The sequence below is a fragment of the Streptomyces seoulensis genome, from assembly GCF_004328625.1.
Taxonomy (GTDB): Bacteria; Actinomycetota; Actinomycetes; order Streptomycetales; family Streptomycetaceae; genus Streptomyces; species Streptomyces seoulensis.
Genome location: NZ_CP032229.1, coordinates 2,879,230 through 2,897,537 on the forward strand (window position 1 = coordinate 2,879,230; position 18,308 = coordinate 2,897,537).

19 protein-coding genes are annotated in these 18,308 nt (G+C 72.8%); 17 read left to right on the forward strand and 2 right to left on the reverse strand.

Annotation, left to right across the window (positions count from 1 at the left end; translation table 11 throughout):
* Positions 1–58 precede the first annotated feature (58 nt).
* The 6 genes from D0Z67_RS13420 (at position 59) to D0Z67_RS13445 (ending at position 5,685) form a co-directional block, all read left to right on the forward strand.
* Positions 59–853 carry a winged helix-turn-helix transcriptional regulator gene (locus D0Z67_RS13420; protein ID WP_031183956.1) on the forward strand — a complete coding sequence of 265 codons (795 nt, stop codon included), beginning with the start codon at positions 59–61 and terminating at the stop codon, positions 851–853.
* A 107-nt stretch (positions 854–960) separates the two neighbouring features.
* Entirely contained in the window at positions 961–1,986 is a 1,026-nt protein-coding gene (locus D0Z67_RS13425) for a LacI family DNA-binding transcriptional regulator (protein ID WP_031183955.1), read from the forward strand.
* Positions 1,987–2,087: 101 nt separating this feature from the next.
* Positions 2,088–3,119 (forward strand): S1C family serine protease, encoded by a 1,032-nt coding sequence (locus tag D0Z67_RS13430; protein WP_031183954.1) that lies wholly within the window; start codon positions 2,088–2,090, stop codon positions 3,117–3,119.
* A 56-nt stretch (positions 3,120–3,175) separates the two neighbouring features.
* Positions 3,176–3,409 (forward strand): hypothetical protein, encoded by a 234-nt coding sequence (locus tag D0Z67_RS13435; RefSeq protein ID WP_031183953.1) that lies wholly within the window; start codon positions 3,176–3,178, stop codon positions 3,407–3,409.
* A 90-nt stretch (positions 3,410–3,499) separates the two neighbouring features.
* On the forward strand, positions 3,500–4,234 hold the full coding sequence (locus D0Z67_RS13440) for a response regulator transcription factor (protein WP_031183952.1): 735 nt from the start codon (positions 3,500–3,502) through the stop codon (positions 4,232–4,234).
* A complete protein-coding gene (locus D0Z67_RS13445; protein WP_031183951.1) occupies positions 4,231–5,685 on the forward strand; it encodes a sensor histidine kinase in 1,455 nt (484 codons plus the stop codon). Before D0Z67_RS13440 ends, D0Z67_RS13445 begins: the two co-directional genes overlap by 4 nt.
* Positions 5,686–5,694: 9 nt before the next feature.
* On the opposite strand, the gene D0Z67_RS13450 is transcribed toward D0Z67_RS13445, so the two are convergent.
* On the reverse strand, positions 5,695–7,314 hold the full coding sequence (locus tag D0Z67_RS13450; protein WP_031183950.1) for an ABC-F family ATP-binding cassette domain-containing protein: 1,620 nt from the start codon (positions 7,312–7,314) through the stop codon (positions 5,695–5,697).
* Positions 7,315–7,402: 88 nt separating this feature from the next.
* Here D0Z67_RS13450 and mshD point away from each other — a divergent pair, with 88 nt between their 5' ends.
* The 9 genes from mshD to D0Z67_RS29680 all read left to right on the forward strand — a co-directional run bounded on the left by mshD (position 7,403) and on the right by D0Z67_RS29680 (position 16,062).
* Positions 7,403–8,329, forward strand: coding sequence for a mycothiol synthase (mshD, locus tag D0Z67_RS13455; RefSeq protein WP_031183949.1), 927 nt, complete (start codon positions 7,403–7,405; stop codon positions 8,327–8,329).
* Positions 8,330–8,433: 104 nt separating this feature from the next.
* Positions 8,434–8,820, forward strand: coding sequence for a GntR family transcriptional regulator (locus tag D0Z67_RS13460; RefSeq protein WP_031183948.1), 387 nt, complete (start codon positions 8,434–8,436; stop codon positions 8,818–8,820).
* Positions 8,817–9,701, forward strand: a complete 885-nt coding sequence (locus D0Z67_RS13465; protein ID WP_031183947.1) for an ABC transporter ATP-binding protein — start codon at positions 8,817–8,819, stop codon at positions 9,699–9,701. The genes D0Z67_RS13460 and D0Z67_RS13465 overlap by 4 nt, the downstream gene beginning before the upstream one ends.
* A complete protein-coding gene (locus tag D0Z67_RS13470) occupies positions 9,698–10,654 on the forward strand; it encodes a hypothetical protein (protein ID WP_031183946.1) in 957 nt (318 codons plus the stop codon). Before D0Z67_RS13465 ends, D0Z67_RS13470 begins: the two co-directional genes overlap by 4 nt.
* A gap of 217 nt (positions 10,655–10,871) precedes the next feature.
* Complete coding sequence (locus D0Z67_RS13475) at positions 10,872–13,124, forward strand: RNA degradosome polyphosphate kinase (protein WP_051888190.1); 2,253 nt, start codon at positions 10,872–10,874, stop codon at positions 13,122–13,124.
* Positions 13,105–14,139 carry a CHAD domain-containing protein gene (locus D0Z67_RS13480; protein WP_037776353.1) on the forward strand — a complete coding sequence of 345 codons (1,035 nt, stop codon included), beginning with the start codon at positions 13,105–13,107 and terminating at the stop codon, positions 14,137–14,139. Before D0Z67_RS13475 ends, D0Z67_RS13480 begins: the two co-directional genes overlap by 20 nt.
* A 17-nt stretch (positions 14,140–14,156) precedes the next feature.
* Positions 14,157–14,588, forward strand: a complete 432-nt coding sequence (locus D0Z67_RS13485; protein WP_037776297.1) for an NUDIX hydrolase — start codon at positions 14,157–14,159, stop codon at positions 14,586–14,588.
* 347 nt (positions 14,589–14,935) lie between these two features.
* Positions 14,936–15,808, forward strand: coding sequence for an SCO4651 family lipoprotein (locus tag D0Z67_RS13490; RefSeq protein ID WP_031183942.1), 873 nt, complete (start codon positions 14,936–14,938; stop codon positions 15,806–15,808).
* 80 nt (positions 15,809–15,888) lie between these two features.
* Positions 15,889–16,062, forward strand: a complete 174-nt coding sequence (locus D0Z67_RS29680) for a hypothetical protein (RefSeq protein ID WP_158713917.1) — start codon at positions 15,889–15,891, stop codon at positions 16,060–16,062.
* A 16-nt stretch (positions 16,063–16,078) separates the two neighbouring features.
* Here D0Z67_RS29680 and D0Z67_RS13495 read toward each other — a convergent pair whose 3' ends face one another.
* Entirely contained in the window at positions 16,079–16,384 is a 306-nt protein-coding gene (locus D0Z67_RS13495; RefSeq protein ID WP_031183941.1) for a metal-sensitive transcriptional regulator, read from the reverse strand.
* A gap of 206 nt (positions 16,385–16,590) precedes the next feature.
* Here D0Z67_RS13495 and D0Z67_RS13500 point away from each other — a divergent pair, with 206 nt between their 5' ends.
* Positions 16,591–17,211: a DUF47 domain-containing protein gene (locus tag D0Z67_RS13500; protein WP_030804247.1), complete on the forward strand. Its 621-nt coding sequence runs from the start codon at positions 16,591–16,593 to the stop codon at positions 17,209–17,211.
* Positions 17,212–17,218: 7 nt separating this feature from the next.
* Positions 17,219–18,217, forward strand: coding sequence for an inorganic phosphate transporter (locus tag D0Z67_RS13505; protein ID WP_031183940.1), 999 nt, complete (start codon positions 17,219–17,221; stop codon positions 18,215–18,217).
* Positions 18,218–18,308: the final 91 nt, after the last annotated feature.

An 18,308-nucleotide genomic window follows, 5' to 3' on the forward strand; every position in this document is an offset into this window, starting at 1 on the left:
TGTGCTTTCGGTACCGCACCGGACGCGTCCTCGCAGGGACCGAGGAGGAACCAGACGTATGAGTTCGCTGCTGCTCCTGACCAACGCCCTCCAGCCGTCGACGGAGGTGCTCCCCGCGCTCGGCCTGCTGCTGCACAACGTGCGGGTCGCCCCGGCGGAGGGCCCCGCTCTCGTCGACACCCCCGGCGCCGACATCATCCTCGTCGACGGCCGCCGCGACCTTCCCCAGGTGCGCAGCCTGTGCCAGCTGCTGCGCTCCACCGGGCCGGGCTGTCCGCTCGTCCTGGTGGTCACCGAGGGCGGCCTCGCCGCCGTCACCGCCGACTGGGGCATCGACGACGTCCTGCTGGACACCGCCGGGCCGGCCGAGGTCGAGGCCCGGCTGCGGCTCGCGATGGGCCGCCAGCAGCTCGTCACCGAGGACTCCCCCATGGAGATCCGCAACGGCGACCTCTCCGTGGACGAGGCCACCTACTCCGCGAAGCTCAAGGGCCGGGTGCTCGACCTGACCTTCAAGGAGTTCGAGCTGCTGAAGTACCTGGCCCAGCACCCCGGCCGCGTCTTCACCCGCGCCCAGCTCCTCCAGGAGGTCTGGGGCTACGACTACTTCGGCGGCACACGCACCGTGGACGTCCATGTACGGCGGCTGCGGGCCAAGCTCGGCCCGGAGCACGAGTCGCTCATCGGTACCGTCCGCAATGTGGGATACCGCTTCGTCACCCCGGAGAAGCCCGACCGCGCCGCCGAGGAGGCCCGCGCCGAGGCCCGGCGGGCCGCGTCGGGGCGGGCAAAGGCGGCGGAAGGGGACGCCTCGGCCGTCCACGAGGACAGCGGGGTCTCGGCGGACGCTTAAAGCCGTCGCGGCCGGGGTAGTGCCAGGGCACCCCCGGCTGTCTCCGGCCCACGGTCCACGCCACGAATGCCCTGCCCAGAGCGGGTCAATCCGCGTAGACTCCGCGCGTGGCGAAGGTGACTCGGGATGATGTGGCACGACTGGCGGGGACCTCCACCGCCGTGGTCAGTTATGTCATCAACAACGGACCCCGGCCGGTCGCCCCGGCCACGCGCGAGCGTGTCCTCGCGGCCATCCAGGAGCTGGGGTACCGCCCGGACCGGGTGGCCCAGGCGATGGCCTCGCGGCGCACCGACCTGATAGGTCTGATCATCCCGGACGCCCGCCAGCCCTTCTTCGGGGAGATGGCGCACGCGGTCGAACAGGCCGCCTCCGAACGCGGGAAGATGGTCCTGGTCGGCAACACCGACTACATCGCCGAGCGCGAGGTCCACTATCTGCGGGCCTTCCTCGGCATGCGGGTCTCCGGCCTGATCCTCGTCTCGCACGCGCTGAACGACCAGGCCGCCGCCGAGATCGAGGCGTGGGACGCCCGCGTGGTGCTGCTGCACGAGCGCCCGGAGGCCATCGACGACGTCGCCGTCACCACCGACGACCTCGGCGGCGCCCAGCTCGCCGTCCGCCACCTGCTGGAGCACGGGTACGAGTACGTGGCCTGCATGGGCGGCACCGCCGACACCCCGGCCGTCGGCGACCCGGTCTCCGACCACGTCGAGGGCTGGCGCCGGGCGATGTCCGAGGCGGGCCTGTCCACCGAGGGCCGCCTCTTCGAGGCCGCGTACAACCGGTACGACGCCTACCGGGTGGCGCTGGAGATCCTCGCCGGGCCGCGCAGACCGCCCGCCATCTTCTGCTCCACCGACGACCAGGCCATCGGCGTGCTCCGAGCCGCCCGCGAGCTGCGCCTGGACGTGCCGCGCGAGCTGGCGGTGGCCGGGTTCGACGACATCAAGGAGGCGGCGCTCGCCGACCCGCCGCTGACCACGGTGGCCTCCGACCGCCCGGCGATGGCCCGCGCGGCGGTCGACCTGGTGCTGGACGACGGTCTGAGGGTGGCGGGCTCCCGCCGGGAGCGGCTGAAGACCTTCCCGTCCCGCCTCCAGGTCCGCGCCAGCTGCGGCTGCGTCAGCTGAAACCGCAGGTCAGCGGGGTCTCATAGGAACCGAAGACGGTTCTGCCGGGGTTCTCAGCCGGGCCTCAGGAAGCTCTCATGGTCGCGGGACATGCTCCTCGTATGACCGAGAGCACGCGCCGCAGCGGCGGCCACGAGGACGAGCACCCCGAGGGCACTCCCGCACAGCCGTACGCGGCTCTCCCCGCGGCCGGTGTGCACCCCGCGTGGCCGCCCCCGCCGGCCCACGCCCCCTTGGTGGGTGGAGGGCACCGGCGCAGGCGTCCCGGTGGTCCGGTCACGCTGCTCGCGGCGGTCGCGCTGGTCGCGGCCGCGGTCGGCGGAGGCACCGCCTACGCCTTCCAGCAGCTCACCGGGCACGGCTCCACCGCCACCGCCGACACGGCCACCCCGGTGGTCGCGGCCGGCAAGAAGGGCGACGTGGCGAACATCGCCGCGGCGCTCACCCCGAGCGTGGTCGAGGTCAACGCGACCCTGGCGAACGGCTCGTCCACCGGCTCCGGCGTGATCGTCAGCGGCTCCGGCGAGATCGTCACCAACAACCACGTCGTCTCCGGCGCCTCCTCGGTGAAGGTGCGCACCAGCGACGGCACCAGCCGCACCGCCCGCGTGGTCGGCACCGACAGCTCCAAGGACCTGGCGCTGCTCAAGGTGGAGGGCGGCTCGGGGCTCAAGGCGGCCCCGCTCGGCACCTCTTCGGGCGTCCAGGTCGGTGACACGGTCGTGGCGATCGGCTCCCCCGAGGGACTGACCTCCACCGTGACCAGCGGCATCGTCTCCGCGCTCGACCGGGACGTGACGGTGTCCACCGACGAGAGCCAGGGCGGCCAGGGACAGGGCGGCGACGAGCAGTGGCCGTTCCAGTTCGGCGGCCGTGAGTTCAACGGCGACACCGGCTCCTCCACCACCACCTACAAGGCCATCCAGACCGACGCCTCACTCAACCCCGGCAACTCCGGCGGCGCCCTCATCGACGCCTCGGGCCGGGTGATCGGGATCAACTCCGCCATGTACTCCTCGGGGTCCCAGGCTTCCTCGTCCTCGGACGCGGGCAGCATCGGACTCGGCTTCGCCATCCCCGTCGACACCGTCAAGGCCGACCTGGCGAAGCTCCGGGCGGGTTCCACGAGCTGACAGCCCCGTACCCCCGACGCAAGCACAGCGCAGCACCGAGCAGCAGGGAGAACGTCATGATGAAGCGCGTCTCGCACCAGGCTCCTGTCTCCGGACCGGCGAACATCGCCGTCGCCCTGGAGGTGGCGCACGAGCTGCACACCCCCGACCCCAGCCCCCGGCTGCCCGAGCTGCCCTCCCCCGCGCCCCAGCTGATGGGTCTGCGCACCTCCGCCGCCCGCCCGCACCGCCGCAAGGTGCCGCTGAACCGCCTCAACGCCCTGACCCGGCTCACCCCGGCCGGGGTCTGACCCCCCGGCCTCGGACGCGGCGGAGCCGAAACGTGCGAGGCTGAGAACCGCCCGTCCACGCCCCACCGCACCCACGAGGTACCGCCAGCGATGAGCCCCGCCGAAGGCGACCGTGACCCCCAGCGCATCCTGATCGTCGACGACGAACCGGCCGTCCGCGAGGCCCTGGAACGCAGCCTCGCCTTCGAGGGGTACGACACCCGGGTCGCCGTCGACGGAGCGGACGCGCTGGAGCAGGCCGGGGACTACCGGCCCGACCTGGTCGTGCTGGACATCCAGATGCCCCGCATGGACGGCCTGACCGCCGCCCGCCGCATCCGGAACACCGGGGACACCACCCCGATCCTGATGCTCACGGCCCGGGACACGGTCGGGGACCGGGTGACCGGACTGGACGCCGGGGCCGACGACTACCTGGTCAAGCCCTTCGAGCTGGACGAGCTGTTCGCCCGCATCAGGGCCCTGCTGCGGCGCAGCTCGTACGCGGGGAGCGTGTCCGCCGAGGCCCGCGAGGACGAGGCGCTCACCTTCGGCGACCTGCGGATGAACCTCGCCACCCGGGAGGTCCGGCGCGGCGAGCGGCCGGTGGAGCTGACCCGTACCGAGTTCACGCTGCTGGAGATGTTCATGGCGCACCCGCGCCAGGTGCTGACCCGTGAGCAGATCCTCAAGGCGGTGTGGGGCTTCGACTTCGAACCCTCCTCCAACTCCCTCGACGTGTACGTGATGTACCTGCGCCGCAAGACCGAGGCGGGCGGCGAGCCCCGGCTCGTGCACACCGTCCGGGGTGTCGGGTACGCGCTGCGGCAGGGCGGCGCCGAGTGAGGAGGCTGCTGCGCCGCTACCAGGCGCTGCCGATCCGGGCGCGGCTCGCGATGCTGGTCGCGGCGGCCGTCGCCTTCGCGGTGGCGGCGGTGTCGGTGACCTGCTGGTTCATCGTGCAGGGCAAGCTCTACAGCGAGATGGACGAGCGGTTGCAGAGCCTGGGCCGCCCGCTCAGCCCCGACCAGGTGACCACGCTGCTGCTGACCTGTCCGCAGTCCCCGGGCGCCGACGAGGGCCCGCCGTCCTTCCTGTACCTCCAGATCGTCACCGCCGAGGGCAAGACCTGCGTCACCCCGTTCTCCGAGGGCACGGTCAAGACCACCGCGGCGGACGTGGCCGCCGCCCGGCACGCCACCCTCGGCCGGCGCACCCTGCGCGACGGCGTCGACTCCAAGGGCGACGACGTACGCGTGATGACCAGCGCCGTTCCCGTCGGCGGGGCTCCGGGGACGCAGCCGTACCCGGAGGTCGCCGTGATGGTGGCCTTCTCCCTGAAGGACACCCAGCGCACCCTGAGCGACCTGGCGCTGATCCTGCTGCTGGTCTCCGGGATCGGCGTGGTGGGCGCGGGCGTCGCCGGGCTCGCGGTGGCGCGGGCCGGGCTGCGGCCGGTGGACAAGCTGACCGAGGCGGTCGAGCACGTGGCCCGCACCGAGGACCTGGCCGTCCGCATCCCGGTGGCCGACGACAGCGACGACGAGGTGGCCCGGCTCTCCCGGTCCTTCAACTCGATGACCACCGCGCTGGCCGGGTCCCGCGACCTCCAGCAGCAGCTGATCGCGGACGCCGGGCACGAGCTGCGCACCCCGCTCACCTCGCTGCGCACCAACATCGAGCTGCTGACCCGCAGCGAGGAGACCGGGCGCCCGATCCCGGCCGCCGACCGCAAGGCGCTGCTGGCCTCGGTCAAGGCCCAGATGACCGAACTGGCCGCGCTGATCGGGGACTTGCAGGAGCTGTCCCGCGCCGAGGGGCAGCGCGGGGAGCGGGTCCAGGTGTTCTCCTTCCAGGAGACCGTCGAGGAGGCGCTGCGCCGGGCCCGGCTGCGCGGGCCGGAGCTGACGATCACGGCCGGCCTGGAGCCCTGGTTCGTCCGGGCCGAGCCCTCCGCGCTGGAGCGCGCGGTGGTCAACATCCTGGACAACGCGGTGAAGTTCAGCCCCGAGGGCGGCACGGTCGAGGTCCGGCTGACCGACGGCGTGCTGACCGTACGGGACCACGGTCCGGGCATCCCGGTCGATGAACTCCCCTACGTCTTCGACCGGTTCTGGCGCTCCCCGAGCGCCCGCGCGCTGCCCGGCTCGGGCCTCGGGCTGTCCATCGTGGCCCGTACGGTCCAGCAGGCGGGCGGCGAGGTCACCCTCGACCGCGCCCCGGACGGCGGCACGGTCGCCACCGTCCGGCTGCCGGGCGCGCCGACGCCGCCGCCGGAGACGCACCAGGAGCCCTGAGGGGATGTCCTAGCGGGCGCGCTCCACCCGGCGTTCGTCCCACACCGGTTCCGGGGTCTCGCGGACCCGGCCGTCCGAGCCGAAGACCAGGAAGCGGTCGAAGGAGCGGGCGAACCAGCGGTCGTGGGTGACGGCCAGCACGGTCCCCTCGTACGCCTCCAGCGCCTCCTGGAGGGCCTCGGCGCTCTCCAGGTCCAGGTTGTCGGTGGGCTCGTCCAGCAGCAGCGCGGTGGTGCCGGCCAGCTCCAGCAGCAGGATCTGGAGCCGGGCCTGCTGGCCGCCGGAGAGCCGCTCGAAGTTCTGCTCGGCCTGCCGGTCGAGGCCGTAGCGGCGCAGGATCGACATGGCGGGCCCGCGTGCCTGGGAGTGCTCGGACCACAGGATGTCCAGCAGGGTGCGGCCGACCAGCTCGGGATGCGCGTGGGTCTGCGCGAAGTGCCCCGGCACCACCCGCGCGCCGAGCTTCCACAGCCCCGAGTGCGCGATCTCGGCCCCGGCCAGCAGACGCAGGAAGTGCGACTTGCCGGAGCCGTTGGAGCCGAGGACCGCGACCCGCTCGCCGTAGAAGACCTCCAGGTCGAACGGCTTCATCAGCCCGGTCAGCTCCAGCGCCTCGCAGGTGATCGCGCGCACCCCGGTACGGCCGCCGCGCAGCCGCATCCGGATGTCCTGCTCCTTGGGCGGCTCGGGCGGCGGCCCGGCCTCCTCGAACTTGCGCAGCCGGGTCTGCGCGGCCGCGTACCGCGAGGCCATCTCGTGGCTGACCGAGGCCGCCTGCTGGAGGGTGACCACCAGCTTCTTGAGCTGGGCGTGCTTCTCCGACCAGCGGCGGCGCAGCTCCTCGAAGCGGGCGAAGCGCTCGCGGCGGGCGTCGTGATAGGTGGCGAAGCCGCCGCCGTGCACCCAGACGTCGGCACCGCCCTCGGCGGGCTCCACGCTGACGATCCGCTCGGCCGAGCGGGCCAGCAGCTCCCGGTCGTGGGAGATGAACAGCACGGTCTTGCGGGTGGCCCGGATCTGCTCCTCCAGCCAGCGCTTGCCCGGCACGTCCAGGTAGTTGTCCGGCTCGTCCAGCAGCAGCACCTCGTCGTGGCCCCGGAAGAAGTACTCCAGCACCAGCCGCTTCTGCTCACCGCCGGACAGGGTGTTCACCTGGCGCCACTGGGCCTGGTCGTAAGGGATGCCGAGGGCGGCCGTGGTGCAGATGTCCCACAGGGTCTCCGTCTCGTACCCCTGGGCCTCGGCCCAGTCGGAGAGGGCCTGGGCGTACGCCATCTGCGCGGCCTCGTCGTCCACGGTCATGATCGCGTGCTCGGCCTCGTCGACCGCCTTCGCGGCCGTGCGGATGCGCTTCGGGGCGACGGAGACGAGGAGGTCGCGGACGGTCGACCCGTCGCGGACGCCGCCCACGAACTGCGGCATCACCCCGAGTCCGCCGCTGACGCTCACCTTGCCGCCGTGCGCGTCGAGTTCGCCCGCGATGATCCTGAGCAGTGTCGTCTTGCCCGCGCCGTTCGGGCCGACCAGCGCGACGGCGGAGCCCTCACCGACGCGGAAGGACACATCACCGAGCAGCGCCCGCCCGTCCGGCAGGTAGTACTCGATATGCGCGACGTCCAGATGTCCCATGCCCCGCATTCTCCCCGCTCGACCCGGCCGGGCGGAAACGAGATTCCTTCAGCGCCCGGCGCCGGGCGCGCGCCGTACCCTCGTACGCATGAGCAGCGACGACTCCGTACGGTCCTTCCCCGCCCGCTCCCTCCAGACGCACACCGCCCTCACGCCGGACCAGGCCGAGGCCGTGCTCGCCCTCCTCGCCGAGGCCGCCCGCGCGGACGGGCAGCAGCCGGTGTCCGAGCAGGGCCGGCTGCAACTGCGCGGCGGCGCCCGGCCGGGCGTCTCCCATCTGCTGCTGTACGCCGGGGACGAACTGGTCGGCTACGCCCAGCTGGAGGACACCGACCCGGTGGAGGCGCCCGCCGCCGAGCTGGTGGTGCGGCCCTCGCACCGGGGGCACGGGCACGGACGGGCGCTCGGCACCGCCCTGCTGGCCGCCTCCGGCAAGCGGCTGCGGATCTGGGCGCACGGCGGCCACCCGGCGGCCCGGCATCTCGCGCAGGTGCTCGGCCTGACCCTGTTCCGCGAACTGCGCCAGATGCGGCGGCCGTTGACCGGACTGGACCTGCCCGACCCGGTCCTCCCCCAGGGCGTGACGGTACGGGCCTTCGAGCCGGGCCGGGACGAGGAGGCGTGGCTCGCGGTCAACGCGGCCGCGTTCGCCCACCACCCGGAGCAGGGTTCGCTGACCCGGCGCGACCTGGACGACCGGGAGAGCGAGGCGTGGTTCGACCCGGCCGGCTTCTTCCTGGCCGAACAGGACGGCGAACTGATCGGCTTCCACTGGACCAAGACGCACGCCGAGGAGGGGCTCGGCGAGGTGTACGTGGTCGGGGTGCGCCCCGGCAGCCAGGGCGGCGGCCTCGGCAAGGCCCTCACCACGATCGGCCTGCGCCACCTGGCCGGCCGCGGTCTGCCCACCGCGATGCTCTACGTCGACGCGGACAACAAGGCGGCGGTGTCGGTCTACGAGCGCCTCGGTTTCACCACCCACGAGACGGACCTGATGTACCGCACGGAGACGTGAACCCTGGTTCCCGTCGGCTGAGTTGAGGGGCGTCCGGACTTGACGGGCGCCCCTCTTCCACACCACCCTTCCACTACTCAATTAGTGAAAGGGTGGTTCAACGCGTGGTCGAATACCGCATCGACCGGCACAGCGGGGTCGCCACCTACGTCCAGATTGTCCAGCAGACCAAACAGGCGCTGCGCCTCGGACTGCTGCGCCCCGGCGACCAGTTGCCCACCGCCCGCGAGGTCGTGGAGGCCACCGCCATCAACCCCAACACCGTCCTGAAGGCGTACCGCGAGCTGGAGCGGGAGGGACTGGTGGAGGCGCGGCGCGGGCTGGGCACCTTCGTCCGCCGCACGCTCGGCGCCGCCCCGGCCGACTCGCCGCTGCGGGGGGAGCTGGAGGAGTGGGCGGCGCGGGCGGTCCGGGCCGGGTGGGACCGGGACGACATGGCGGCCCTGTTCACGGCCGTCCTCGACAAGAGCTTCCAGGGAGAACGTTCATGAGCGACACCGCGATCGAGGCCACCGGCCTCGGCAGACGGTACGGACGGCGGGGCGCCTGGGCGCTGCGCGACTGCGCGTTCCGGCTGCCCACAGGGCGCGTGTGTGCCGTGGTGGGTCCCAACGGGGCCGGAAAGAGCACCCTGTTCGCCCTGGCGGCGGGGCTCATGGCGCCCACCGAGGGCGAGTTGCGGGTCCTGGGCACCTCGCCGGCCGACGCCCGGCCCCGCGTGGGCTACGTCGCGCAGGCCAAGCCGCTGTATCCGCAGCTCACGGTCGCGGAGACGCTGCGCATGGGCGCGGACCTCAACCCCAGCCACTGGGACGCGGCCGGTGCGGAGCGGATCGCCGCCGGGGGCGACCTCGACCCCGGCGCGCGGATACGGTCCCTCTCCGGCGGCCAGCGCACCCGCGTCGCACTCGCCCTCGCACTCGGCAAGCGGCCCGAACTGCTGCTGCTGGACGAGCCGATGGCCGACCTCGACCCGCTCGCCCGGCACGACCTGATGGGCGTGCTGATGGGCACGGCCGCCGAACACGGCACCACCATCGCGATGTCCTCCCACGTCGTCGCCGAGGTCGAGGACTCCTGCGACCACCTGCTGCTCATCGGCTCCGGCCGGGTGCGGCTGGCCGGCGAGATCGACGACCTGCTCGGCGCCCACCTGCGCGTCGCCGGGTCCGCCGAGGAGGGCGCGCTGACCGGGCACACGGTGGTCGAGTCCCGTACCACCGGGCGGCAGCTCTCCGCACTGATCCGGCCGGCCGGGCCGCTGCCGGGCGACTGGCGCACCGGGCGGCCCACCCTGGAGGACCTCGTCCTCGCCCACCTGCGCGGCGCGGACGCGCCCGCGCTCACCCTGACCGAGGAGCGCGCCGCGTGAGCACCCTCTCCGTTTCGGCCCGCTGGACGTTCCGGCTGCACCGGTGGGCGCTGGCCGTCTGGGCGGCCCTGGTGGTCGTGGGCGCCGGGCTGCTGGTGTGGCTGGCGGGGCCGCTCATGGACGAGGCGGCGCGCGGCTGGCAGCAGCTCCAGGCGTGCCAGGCGAGTGTGTGCACCATCGACAACGCCGCCATGGGCCGGTACTCCAGCCTGTACGACCTGCTGACCGATGGCATGTTCCTCATGCCGTTCTTGGTGGCCGCCTGGGCGGGCGCCACCCTGACCGCGCGGGAGCTGGAGTCCGGCACCGGGCTGCTGGCCTGGACCCAGGGCGTCACCCCGGCCCGCTGGCTCGCCTCCCGGCTCGCCCTCCCCGCGCTGGCCGTCACGGCGGGCGGCGGTGTGCTGGTGGCCCTGCACCGGTACGCCTGGTCGGCGTCCGAGGACCGGGTGGACACCCGCGCGGGCTGGTGGCTGCTGCGCACCTTCTACGCCAACGGCCCCGCGCTGGTCGCCGTCTGCCTGGCCGCCCTCGCCCTGGGCGCCCTGACCGGCCTGCTGGTTCCGCGGACCCTGCCCGCCCTCGGCATCACCGTCGGCGCCACCGCGCTGCTGTTCGCCGCCGCGCACTGGCTGATGCCGTACCTCTGGCCCTCGGTGACCGAGGTGTCGCGGTTCCAGGACGGGTACCGGGGGCTGTACACCGGGGTCGAGCTGTCGCACGGCATGACGACCCTCTCCGGCGCCCGCGTCCCCACCCCGGAATGCGCCGCGAGAAGCATGGACATGTGCCGGCGGATCTACGAGCAGCACGGCGGCACCGGTTTCTACACCACCTTCCACCCCGCCTCCCACGACTGGCCGCTCCAGCTCACCACCAGCGCCGTACTGCTCCTCGTGACCGCCCTGCTCACCGCCGCCTCCTTCGCGGTGCTGCGCCGCCGTACCGGCTGACCTACGGGGGCGGTCCCCTGGGGGCCGCCCCCCGATTTCCCGGACGTCATGTGCCCGTAACCCTTGATTCAGAACCGCTTGCGACCCTCGGGCGATGGAACCCGTGGCCCCCCACTCCCAGCCGCGGCCCGAGGGGGCCGGTGGTGGCGCGTCCGTTCCCGTGGATCACTGGAAAACAGACGCTGCCGTAACGACTCCGGCGCGGAAGAATGGGTTCATGAGTCAGCGAGAAGCCCAGGTACCGGCCCACCCGTCCCCCGACGCCACCCTGCGGCCGCAGCCCGCCGTAGGCTCGATCGCCGCCCACCGGCCGCACACGGTCGCGGCGACCGTCTCCGACCTGGAACCCGATCTCGACGCCGACCTCGACGTGTACGAGGAGCGGGCCACCGACGGGGACCCGCTGCCCCAGGGCCGTTTCCTGGACCGGGAGCGCAGCTGGCTCGCCTTCAACGAGCGCGTGCTGGAGCTGGCGGAGGACCCCACCACGCCGCTGCTGGAGCGCGCCAACTTCCTCGCGATCTTCGCCAGCAACCTGGACGAGTTCTTCATGGTCCGGGTGGCCGGTCTGAAGCGCCGTATCGCCACCGGGGTCGCCACCCGCTCCGCCTCCGGGCTCCAGCCCCGCGAGGTGCTGGAGATGATCTGGTCCCGCTCGCGCGAGCTGATGGCGCGGCACGCCGCCTGCTACCACGAGGACGTCGCCCCCGCGCTCGCGGAGGAGGGCATCCACCTGGTCCGCTGGAGCGAGCTGACCGACAAGGAGCAGGCCCGCCTGTTCACCCTGTTCCGGCACCAGATCTTCCCGGTGCTCACCCCGCTCGCCGTGGACCCCGCGCACCCCTTCCCGTACATCTCCGGCCTCTCGCTGAACCTGGCCGTCGTCGTGCGGAACCCGGTCAGCGGCCACAAGCACTTCGCCCGCGTGAAGGTGCCGCCGCTGCTGTCCCGCTTCCTGGAGAGCAGCCCCGGCCGGTTCGTCCCGCTGGAGGACGTGATCGGGGCGCACCTGGAGGAGCTGTTCCCCGGCATGGAGGTGCTGGAGCACCACGCCTTCCGGCTCACCCGCAACGAGGACCTGGAGGTCGAGGAGGACGACGCGGAGAACCTGCTCCAGGCGCTGGAGAAGGAGCTGATGCGGCGCCGCTTCGGGCCGCCGGTCCGCCTGGAGGTCGAGGAGGACATCGACCGCGAGGTGCTCGACCTCCTGGTCCGCGAGCTGAAGATCTCCGAGGCCGAGGTCTACCCGCTGCCCGGCCCGCTCGACCTGACCGGTCTCTTCCGCATCCACAGCCTGGACCGCCCGGAGCTGAAGTACCGCAAGTTCGTCGCGGGCACCCACCGGGACCTCTCCGAGGTGGAGACCGCCTCCGCGCCGGACATCTTCGCCGCGCTGCGCCAGCGGGACGTGCTGCTGCACCACCCGTACGACTCCTTCTCCACCTCCGTGCAGGCGTTCCTGGAGCAGGCCGCGCAGGACCCGGACGTGCTGGCGATCAAGCAGACGCTGTACCGCACCTCCGGCGACTCCCCGATAGTGGACGCGCTGATCGACGCGGCCGAGTCCGGCAAGCAGGTCCTCGTGCTGGTCGAGATCAAGGCCCGCTTCGACGAGCACGCCAACATCAAGTGGGCGCGCAAGCTGGAGGAGGCCGGCTGCCACGTCGTCTACGGCCTGGTCGGGCTGAAGACGCACTGCAAGCTGTCGCTGGTGGTCCGCCAGGAGGGCGAGACCCTGCGCCGCTACAGCCACGTCGGCACCGGCAACTACCACCCGAAGACGGCCCGGCTGTACGAGGACCTCGGGCTGCTCACCGCCGACCCGCAGGTCGGCGCGGACCTCTCCGACCTCTTCAACCGGCTCTCCGGCTACTCCCGCCGCGAGACCTACCGCCGTCTCCTCGTCGCCCCCAAGTCCCTGCGGGACGGCCTGATATCGCGCATCGACAAGGAGATCCAGCACCACCGCGCGGGCCGCCCTGCCTTCGTCCGGATCAAGGTCAACTCCATGGTCGACGAGGCGGTCATCGACGCCTGCTACCGGGCCTCCCAGGCCGGTGTCCCGGTCGACGTCTGGGTGCGCGGCATCTGCGCGGTACGGCCCGGTGTCGCCGGGCTCTCGGAGAACATCCGGGTCCGCTCGATCCTCGGCCGGTTCCTGGAGCACTCCCGGGTGTTCGCCTTCGGCAACGGCGGCGAGCCCGAAGTCTGGTTCGGCAGCGCCGACATGATGCACCGCAACCTCGACCGCCGGATCGAGGCACTGGTCCGGGTCACCGACCCCGGCCACCGGGCGGCCCTCAACCGCCTGCTGGACACCGGCATGTCCGACACCACCGCCTCCTGGCACCTGGGCCCCGACGGCGAGTGGACCCGGCACGCGACCGACGCCGACGGACACCCCCTGCGCAACGTACAGGAGATGCTCATTGACGCCCGGAGGCGCCGGCGTGGCACCACGACACCCTGACCGTCCCCACCCGGAGACCGTCGCGGCGGGGTCCGCCCCCGCCGGGACGGACCCCGTCGGGGACGACCTGGCCGCGTATCTCCGGGCACAGGCGACGGAGTTCCTGCGCGCGCTGCGGGCCCAGCGGGAGCACGGGAACGGGGCCGAGGGCGCCGCCGAGGCGGGGCGCGCGCTGCGCCGCTCCGCCCGCCGGATCAGCGCCGCCCTGCACACCTTCCGGGCCCTGCTGGACCCCGGCTGGGCCGACTCGATGCGGCCCGAACTGGCCTGGGTGTCGGGCACCTTGGCGCTGGAGCACTCCCAAGAGGCGCGGCTGGACCGGCTGTTGCTCGCGCTGCACCGGCTCTCCGGTTCGACCCCGGTGCCGGTGGGGGCCGTGGTCCACGCGGGCGGTCCGGCACCGGCTCCCGAGCGGGGCAGTCTCACCGTGGGCGCGGCCAAGGCGGGGGCGCTGCTGGAGCGCCGGATCACCCTGGCCCGGACCCGGGCCCACTCCGCCGCGCTGGAGGCGCTGGGCTCCGCCCGCTTCCACGCCGTCGCCGACCGGATCGCCCTGCTGGCCAGCGACGTCCCGCTGGCGCCGGGTGCTTCCCGCGCCGGCCTGGGCCCGCTGGCCGCCGCCGCCGAGGACCGCCTCGCCGGTGCCGTCTCGGTGCTGCCCCTGGTCACCGCCGGGGACCCCTACAACGCGCAGGCCCTGGTCCACGGCCTCTCCCCCGACCCCGCCCCGCACCCCCAGGACGGCCCCTGGCATCAGGTACGGCTCCTGCTCCGCCTGCACCGCTACGCCCGCGAGATCCCGCACACCGCCCCCGCCGACCCCCGCCTCCGCCCGGCCGCCGAGGCCCTCACCCGGCACCGCGACGCCGCCGAGGCCGCCGCCGAAGCGGCCCAGGCCGCCCGCACCCCCCGTATCGCCCCCGCCACCGCCTACGCCCTCGGCGTCCTCCACGCCGACCAGCGCCACGAGGTCGAGGCCGCGCGGTTCACCTTCCAGCACACCTGGCAGTCCTGACCCCCGAGGAGCCCCCCGTGCCCAGCGGACCCCACGCGCTCCCCAAGCTCATCCGCGCCGCCGGCTGCGTCCTCTGGCGCCGGGCCCCCGGCACCGGCGCGCTGGAGGTGTGCCTCGTGCACCGGCCCCGGTACGACGACTGGTCGCATCCCAAGGGCAAGCTGAAGCGCGGGGAGTCGGCGGAGGCGGCCGCCGTACGCGAGGTCGGGGAAGAGACGGGCTACGCGGCCGAGTTGGGACCCGAGCTGCCGACGCTGCGGTATCCGGTCGACGGGCGGCCCAAGCAGGTGCGGTACTGGGCGGCCGAGGCCGTCTCCGGGGCGTTCGTGCCCAACTCCGAGGTGGATGAGGTGGTGTGGCTGACGCCCACCGAGGCGCGTACCCGGATCAGCCGTCCCCGCGACCGCGATCTGCTCGACGTGCTCACCCAGCGGCTCGAACACCACTGAAAGCGCGGGCAAAAAGACCGGGGCGCCTCACGCTCCCCCGAGGTGCCCCTCCGCGTCCGTCCGCGCCTGGCTGCGCGCCCGCCGGGCCGGACCCCGCCAGCCGCAACTGCACCGCGCCACGCAGAAGCGCCCCTGCTCGGTCGTCTCCGTACGGTGATCCCGCGCCCTCTCGGGGCCCTCCTCAGACGCCACGGCGCCACGCTACCGGCCGCCCGCCGGGGCGTACGCGCGCCCCCCTCCCGCCTCCCCGGGGACCGGTCGGCGCGTGACAACACTCCCTACCCGTCGTTAACCGGAACGACAGGGGGGCCAGTGACGGACATAACCGGCTGGGGGTAAGGCAGGCCATGGATCGGCGGCAGCACACGCGCGCGGGCAGGACGGGCGTCGCGGTGGGGATCATGGGACTCACGGTCGGGCTCGGGGCAGGTGCCTCGGGGTGTTCCGGCAGCGGGGTCGCCGCCGAGGGGGTGAACGGCGCGGGCGGCGAGCCGGTGGCCGTGCTCCGGCAGGCCGCGGACGCCCTGCGCGCGGCGGGCACCGCGCGGGCCACCACCTCCATGGAGATGGCCACCGGCGGCACCCGGGTCACCATCCGGGGCCGGGGCGTCTACGACTTCCGGCGCCGCCTCGGCGAGCTGACCGTGGTCCTCCCCGCGGACCCCACCGGCACCCCGGAGCACCGGCCCATCACCGAACTCCTCGCCCCCGGCGCCCTGTTCATGAAGAACCGGGGCGCGGGCGTGCCCGCCGACAAATGGGTGCGGATGGAGGCGGCCACGGCCTCCGACGGCAATCTGGTCACCGGCGGCGCGACCGACCCGTACGCGGCGGCGGAGGTGCTGCGCGGGACCCGCAGCGCGACCTACCTGGGCCGCACCAGCGTCGGCGGCACCGCCGTACGGCACTACCGGGGCACCGCCGACCTGGCGGGAGCGGCCCGCGCGGCCTCGGCGGACAACCGGGCGCCGCTCGCGGCGGCGGCCAAGGGGTTCGCCACGGCCGAGGTCCCGTTCGACGCGTATCTGGACGACGAGGGCCGTATCCGCAAGCTCCGCCAGCGCTTCAGCTTCGTCAACGGACGCCAGGCGGCGGCCGTGGCGGTGGCCTCCACCACCCTGCTGCACGCGTTCGGCACCGAGGTCGACGTGACGCTCCCCCGCGAGGCCGACATCTACGCAGGCCGGCTCGCGGAGGGCCAGGGGGCCCCGGCGGACTAGCCCGTCCGTGCCATGCGCGGCGCGTGGCGCGCTCCCTACTCTAGGAAGCCGGTACCGGCAGGCAGGACCAAGAGGAAGAGGTGACGCGCGTGGCTCCGGTCGGCGGTACGGCGGTGCAGGACCACGTGGCCCTCGCCGAGATAGAGCTGTGCGGCGAGCTGATCATCGCCGCCTCGGCCGCCGAGGACCGGCTGAGCCTGGCGAGCATAGACGAGGTGCTCCGGGTCACCGAGGAGCGCGGAGCCGCCGCCTAGCCGGTGACTCAGCTGCTCAGGTGCGCAGCAGGCGGCCGATGGCCTTCGTCGCCTCGTCGACCTTCGCGTCGATCTCGTCGCCGCCCTTCACGGCCGCGTCCGCGACGCAGTGCCGCAGGTGCTCCTCCAGCAGCTGGAGCGCGAAGGACTGGAGCGCCTTGGTGGAGGCGGAGACCTGGGTGAGCACGTCGATGCAGTACGTGTCCTCCTCGACCATCCGCTGGAGCCCCCGGATCTGGCCCTCGATCCGGCGCAGCCGCTTCAGGTGCTCGTCCTTCTGGTGGTGGTAACCGTGCGTGGCGCCGGCCTCGGTCGTCGTCATCGCGGGCCTCCATCTCGGGACGGGCGGGAACACATACCCCTGGCGGGTATATCGTAACGAATTCCGCGGGGTAGCGGACCGGTCGAAGGTCCCCCGTGCCGAGCACTGTGCCCGATGGGCGACACTGGGGGATGGCCCGATAGCCGTGGCCGGATGATGCGCCTAGCATCAGCCTGACCGAAACCAAAGCATCCCGAGGACCACACGTGCGCTTTCGTCTGACCCCCAGGGAGACGAGCTTCTACGACATGTTCGCCGCGTCCGCGGACAACATCGTCACGGGCTCGAAGCTCCTGATGGAACTGCTCGGGGCGGACTCCTCCGCCCGGGCCGAGATCGCAGAGCGTATGCGGGCCGCGGAACACGCCGGTGACGACGCCACGCACGCGATCTTCCACCAGCTGAACTCCTCCTTCATCACGCCGTTCGACCGCGAGGACATCTACAACCTCGCCTCGTCGCTCGACGACATCATGGACTTCATGGAGGAGGCCGTCGACCTGGTCGTCCTCTACAACATCGAGGAGCTGCCGAAGGGCGTCGAGCAGCAGATCGAGGTGCTGGCGCGGGCCGCTGTGCTGACGGCGGAGGCCATGCCGAACCTGCGCACCATGTCGAACCTCACCGAGTACTGGATCGAGGTCAACCGGCTGGAGAACCAGGCCGACCAGATCCACCGCAAGCTGCTCGCCCAGCTCTTCAACGGCAAGTACGACGCGATCGAGGTGCTGAAGCTCAAGCAGGTCGTGGACGTGCTGGAAGAGGCGGCGGACGCGTTCGAGCACGTGGCGAACACGGTGGAGACCATCGCCGTCAAGGAGTCCTGAGGCGTCGATGGACACCTTCGCTCTGATCGTGACCGTCGCGGTCGCGCTCGGCTTCACGTACACCAACGGCTTCCACGACTCCGCGAACGCGATCGCCACCTCGGTGTCGACGCGCGCGCTGACCCCGCGCGCGGCGCTGGCGATGGCGGCCGTGATGAACCTCGCCGGTGCCTTCCTCGGCTCCGGCGTCGCCAAGACCGTCTCCGAGGGCCTGATCGAGACCCCGCACGGCTCCAAGGGGATGGCCATCCTCTTCGCCGCGCTGATCGGCGCGATCGTCTGGAACCTCGCCACCTGGTACTTCGGCCTGCCCTCGTCCTCCTCCCACGCGCTGTTCGGCGGCATGGTGGGCGCGGCGCTGGCGGGCGGCATCGACGTGCTGTGGAGCGGGGTGGTCGAGAAGATCGTCATCCCGATGTTCCTCTCCCCGGTGGTCGGTCTCATCGGCGGCTATCTGGTGATGACGGCCATCCTGTGGCTGTTCCGCAAGGCCAACCCGCACAAGGCGAAGCGCGGTTTCCGCATAGCCCAGACGGTGTCGGCGGCGGGCATGGCTCTCGGCCACGGTCTCCAGGACGCGCAGAAGACCATGGGTGTCGTGGTGCTCGCCCTGGTGATCTCCGGCAACGAGACCTTCGGCGACCCCATCCCGGTCTGGGTCAAGATCGCCTGTGCGCTGATGCTGTCGCTCGGCACCTACGCGGGCGGCTGGCGCATCATGCGCACCCTCGGCCGCAAGATCATCGAGCTGGACCCGCCGCAGGGCTTCGCCGCCGAGGCGACCGGCGCGTCGATCATGTTCACCACGGCGTTCCTGTTCAAGGCGCCGATCTCCACGACCCATGTCATCACCTCGGCGATCATGGGTGTGGGCGCGACCAAGCGGGTCAACGCGGTCCGCTGGGGCGTCGCCAAGAACATCGTGCTCGGCTGGTTCATCACCATGCCGGCCGCCGCGCTGGTCGCGGCGGGCGCCTTCGAGCTGGTCAACCTGGCCGTGCTGTAGAACCCCGCGCACGGAGAAAGGGCCCGCCCCCGGTACGCCGGGAGCGGGCCCTTCTCACATCCTCGCGGTGGCACCGCCATGCAGCACCGCG

What these genes read in the sequence shown, in the direction of transcription:
- D0Z67_RS13420 (WP_031183956.1), top strand. Translation starts at nt 59, where the DNA reads ATGAGTTCGCTGCTGCTCCTGACCAACGCCCTCCAGCCGTCGACGGAG.
- D0Z67_RS13430 (WP_031183954.1), top strand. Translation starts at nt 2,088, where the DNA reads ATGACCGAGAGCACGCGCCGCAGCGGCGGCCACGAGGACGAGCACCCC.
- D0Z67_RS13435 (WP_031183953.1), top strand. Translation starts at nt 3,176, where the DNA reads ATGATGAAGCGCGTCTCGCACCAGGCTCCTGTCTCCGGACCGGCGAAC.
- D0Z67_RS13440 (WP_031183952.1), top strand. Translation starts at nt 3,500, where the DNA reads ATGAGCCCCGCCGAAGGCGACCGTGACCCCCAGCGCATCCTGATCGTC.
- D0Z67_RS13450 (WP_031183950.1), bottom strand. Translation starts at nt 7,314, where the DNA reads ATGGGACATCTGGACGTCGCGCATATCGAGTACTACCTGCCGGACGGG.
- mshD (WP_031183949.1), top strand. Translation starts at nt 7,403, where the DNA reads ATGAGCAGCGACGACTCCGTACGGTCCTTCCCCGCCCGCTCCCTCCAG.
- D0Z67_RS13465 (WP_031183947.1), top strand. Translation starts at nt 8,817, where the DNA reads ATGAGCGACACCGCGATCGAGGCCACCGGCCTCGGCAGACGGTACGGA.
- D0Z67_RS13475 (WP_051888190.1), top strand. Translation starts at nt 10,872, where the DNA reads ATGAGTCAGCGAGAAGCCCAGGTACCGGCCCACCCGTCCCCCGACGCC.
- D0Z67_RS13490 (WP_031183942.1), top strand. Translation starts at nt 14,936, where the DNA reads ATGGATCGGCGGCAGCACACGCGCGCGGGCAGGACGGGCGTCGCGGTG.
- D0Z67_RS13495 (WP_031183941.1), bottom strand. Translation starts at nt 16,384, where the DNA reads ATGACGACGACCGAGGCCGGCGCCACGCACGGTTACCACCACCAGAAG.
- D0Z67_RS13505 (WP_031183940.1), top strand. Translation starts at nt 17,219, where the DNA reads ATGGACACCTTCGCTCTGATCGTGACCGTCGCGGTCGCGCTCGGCTTC.